This is a genomic window from Synechococcus sp. H55.2, assembly GCF_047462495.1.
In the GTDB taxonomy this organism is placed as follows: domain Bacteria; phylum Cyanobacteriota; class Cyanobacteriia; order Thermostichales; family Thermostichaceae; genus Thermostichus.
Genome location: NZ_JANSJH010000067.1, coordinates 7886 through 11489, shown reverse-complemented (window position 1 = coordinate 11489; position 3604 = coordinate 7886). Strand labels below are relative to the sequence as shown.

The window sequence follows — 3604 nt, the reverse complement described above, 5'->3', positions numbered from 1 at the left end:
GGTCGCGACTAGGCCCCCTTGTGGGGCTTTTTACTTCTCGAGAGGTACCTTCTTCTCCAGCCACTGGGCCACTTGGTCTGCCAGATCAACTCCTTCCAATTGAGAGATCTCTCGAAGCATCGTCGGGCTGGTCACGTTCACTTCCGTTAGTCGTTCTCCGATAACATCGATCCCAACAAAATAGAGCTTCTCCTGCCTTAGCACCGGTGCCAAAGACCCGCAGAGAGCCCGTTCTTTTTCGGTAATCTTGGTTTTTTCTACCCGACCGCCGGCGGCCACATTGCCGCGAAAATCTCCCTCCCCAGGGATGCGATTGACGGCACCCAAAGGTTCTCCCTCTAGCAACAAGATGCGCTTATCTCCCATCGCTGCTGCTGGCAAATACTCTTGCACCATCACGGGTAGCTGGCCAAATTGAGTGCTCAGCTCGAGCAAAGAATTGAGGTTCAGATCCCCGGCACTGACCCGCAGGATCCCTTCCCCACCCTTGCCACCCAAGGGCTTGAGCACCGCCTGCCCCATCTCCTCGACGAATTGGCGCAGCAGGTGTTTGCTGCTGCTGACGCAGGTACGCGGGATCCACTCTTGGAATTGCAGGGCGTAGAGCTTTTCGTTGGCCGAGCGGATCCCAGCAGGATGATTGAGTACCAGCGTGCGGCTGGGGGAGAGGCGATCCAAAAGGTAAGTGGCATAGAGATAGGCCGTATCCACCGGCGGATCCTTGCGCATCCACACCGCCTGCATTTGGCTCAAGGGCAACAGCCGCCGTTCTTTGACCTCGTACCAGGGATCTGCTGCCGGATCCAAGGCAATTTCCTCAACGGCGGCCCAGGTTTCCCCTTGATCCCAGTAGAGATCGGCCAGTCCCAAGCAAAAGATGCGGTGTCCCCGTCTCTGCAGCGCCTCCATCAGAGCAACGCTGGTGTCATGGCCCACCTGCAACTGGGGCAACGGATCGACAATGAAAGCTACCTGCATGGAAGGTGGGGTTCACTAACGAAACGCTGCCCCGAGTATGCAACAAATCGGAGCCGATTGTTCCTTACCCGCAACCCAGCAGGACTGGCTTTATTAACATCCTCTTAACCTCGGCAAGCGGCGCAAACGTTAGCTTGATAGGTGGAATCCTTAGTTAGCCCTCAGTCCTCGGCTAGGTTGACCGAGTTTCTGTCCCAGCTTGTGAGGAACAACCCATCCGTGAGTGCTCCCCCTTCTCAACCCTCCGAGCCGGTTCGCATCGAAACCACGAGGGACTTGCTGGCAGCCCTGCGAGAAGGGCGCTCCCTGCTGGGTGCCAACCTCGAAGGCGCCTACCTTTCGCGGGGCCTGTTCGACCGCATCCAGATGCCCAAGGCCAACTTGACGCGGGCCAACCTGCGCTCGCTCAGCATGCAGCAGGCGGATCTGCGGCTGTGCAACTTCCGCCGTGCCGAGCTGGAGCGGGCCAATTTTGCCGCCTCCGATCTGCGGGGATCCAGCTTCAGTCAAGCCCTGGGAGACTACAGCAACTTCACCGCTGCCAAGCTGGACAAAAGCAGCTTTCAGGGGGGGCGCTTCAGCCATTCCATCTTTCGCGAGGCCAGCTTGGTGGCTGCCAACCTGGCGGGAGGAAACTTTTTTGCCGCCGACTTTTGCCAAGCCAACCTCTTTCGCTGCAACCTCTCCCAGGCCGTCCTGGCCAGTTGTCAGTTGCAACATGCCAACTTTGACCAAGCCCTCCTGGTGGGGGCCAACCTGCAAGAAGCTCAACTTGAAGGGGCCAGCTTTGTCGGCGCCGACTTCACCGACGCCAAGCTCTCGGACGAAATGCGCAAACTCTTAATCGAGCGGGCCAGCGGCACCAACGAGCTGACCCAACGGGACACCCTCAACACGCTGCTGGCAGGTTTACAGCCCAAGTCGCGTAAGCTATTCGGGTTGCTGTGAGGGCTGGATCCGGCAAGCACAAGGGGGTCGAAAGCTCAAAAGCGGTTGAGGTCGATCCCGGCCTCGCGGGCCATGGCCCCTACTCCCTTAGCCTTGAGGGTCTTCAGGGCTCTGGTGGAAAGGCGCAAACGCACAAACCGCTTACCTTCTTCCCACCAGATGCGCTTCCACTGCAAGTTGACTTCCTGCAGGCGCTTAGTGCGCCGGTGGGAGTGGGAGATGGCAAAAGCGTTGTTGCGCTTCTTGTTGGTGAGTTGGCAGCGACGTGCCATGGGAGCAGAGTAAACTCAGCTCTGTTATCGTAAAGCATCTTTTTGCTGGGCAGCAAGCTGCAGTTGAGTTTGCAACTGGGCTAGCTCTGCTTTCAGGCGATCAAAGGTTTGTTGGCAGTGGTTAACGCTTCTCAGGGGCAGCTCTTCATTTTTGGCGATACAGGTTACCTGTACAGAGCCGTCGGCGGCTTGACGGGTGCGATCCACAAACACTTCCACGGTTACCAGCTTGGTGTAGGGATTCTTTCCGGGAGGCTCACCGGCTACCCAGTAATCAGAGCTGTTGTGGAGGACATTGAGTTGGCAGCGCTCCAAGATGGCGCGAATCGACTCGCCTAGCTGCTCGGCTGAGCCCACAAGCTGGGTAACGCAAGAGTATCGAGCCATAGGAGAAGCAAGTCACCACGGTTATCCTACCATCAAGTTTTCGGCTCCTGCAGCCAAAGGCGGGCGAGCAAAATTGCGCTCAAGAGTACTCTGTACCGGCTCGGCCAACCCTGCTGCGAGGAAGTGAATTGCGTTAAAACATGAAGAACGCTGCCTGGCTTTTTCCCCAGGAGAGTTGCCATGTCTAGGGTCTCCTGTTTAGCCCGTTCTCTCTTGCTGCTGGGATCCCTTGCTCTGGGTTGGATAGGCCTGTCTTCTGCCCAAGCGCAGCCCTTTCAAGCGGGCGATCTGGATGGGGATGGTCGTTTGACAGTGCAGGATCTCAACCTGTTGGGGGCCTATTTGCGGGGAGAACGGGAGTTGACCGACGACCCGATCCGGGCTGCCGATGTCGATCAGGATGGGCGGATTACAGAAGCCGATTGGCAGGTGTTGCAGCAGCGCATTCAGGCGGCCACAGATGCACCCACCGGACAGGTGCAGTTGGATTCTGCCTACTCTGGCCAGGTGGTGGATCGCCTGACAGGCCAGCCTTTGGCCGGGGTGGAGGTGGCCATTCCAGGGGCAGGGATCGCGGTGCGCACCGATGCTCAGGGGCGGTTTCGCCTGCCGGGGCCGCTGCCGGCAGAAGAAATTTTGGTGGCGCGGCTGGAGAACTATCTGCCCTATTCCCAGAGCACAGGCAACAGACAGACGGGGGGGGATCGGCCCTGGCAGTTGCAGTTGGAGCGCTGGGATCCCAACACGACTTTGGTGCTGGAGGCCAATGTCATCCGCCTGGGCGATAACCAATATTCTCCAGAGTCGGCGGCTGCCGGCCAATTTCTCGGCCCTGCCCAAGAGGTGGAGATGACCCGCTCCTTCACTTTGGAACGCCTGCCGCCTCGCCCACCGGTTTTGCGGATTGGATCCCTGATTGGGTTGGATACTGCCGCTGCCTATCGGGCCGGCCAGTCCCGCATCCCCGGCGCCAATATGTCTCCCATGCGAGTGCTTTTAAACGGGGTGGAGGTGGAGCA

5 protein-coding genes are annotated in these 3604 nt (G+C 58.7%); 2 read left to right on the top strand and 3 right to left on the bottom strand.

Annotated features, from left to right (window positions below; all coding sequences use genetic code 11):
• Nucleotides 1-30: 30 nt before the first annotated feature.
• Nucleotides 31-978 (bottom strand): glutathione synthase, encoded by a 948-nt coding sequence (gshB, locus tag NW844_RS08850; protein WP_414335023.1) that lies wholly within the window; start codon nt 976-978, stop codon nt 31-33.
• A 219-nt stretch (nt 979-1197) separates the two neighbouring features.
• Between gshB and NW844_RS08845 the strand changes: the two genes are divergently transcribed.
• Complete coding sequence (locus NW844_RS08845; protein WP_414335022.1) at nt 1198-1926, top strand: pentapeptide repeat-containing protein; 729 nt, start codon at nt 1198-1200, stop codon at nt 1924-1926.
• Between the two features lie 35 nt (nt 1927-1961).
• Here the strand turns inward: NW844_RS08845 and rpmB are convergent, their stop codons facing one another.
• Together rpmB and NW844_RS08835 are read right to left on the bottom strand one after the other, a co-directional pair.
• Nucleotides 1962-2198 carry a 50S ribosomal protein L28 gene (rpmB, locus tag NW844_RS08840; RefSeq protein WP_414335021.1) on the bottom strand — a complete coding sequence of 79 codons (237 nt, stop codon included), beginning with the start codon at nt 2196-2198 and terminating at the stop codon, nt 1962-1964.
• 24 nt (nt 2199-2222) lie between these two features.
• Nucleotides 2223-2585, bottom strand: a complete 363-nt coding sequence (locus tag NW844_RS08835) for a hypothetical protein (protein WP_414335020.1) — start codon at nt 2583-2585, stop codon at nt 2223-2225.
• 180 nt (nt 2586-2765) lie between these two features.
• Between NW844_RS08835 and NW844_RS08830 the strand changes: the two genes are divergently transcribed.
• The coding region (locus tag NW844_RS08830; protein ID WP_414335019.1) for a dockerin type I domain-containing protein at nt 2766-3604 on the top strand (839 nt) is incomplete at its 3' end.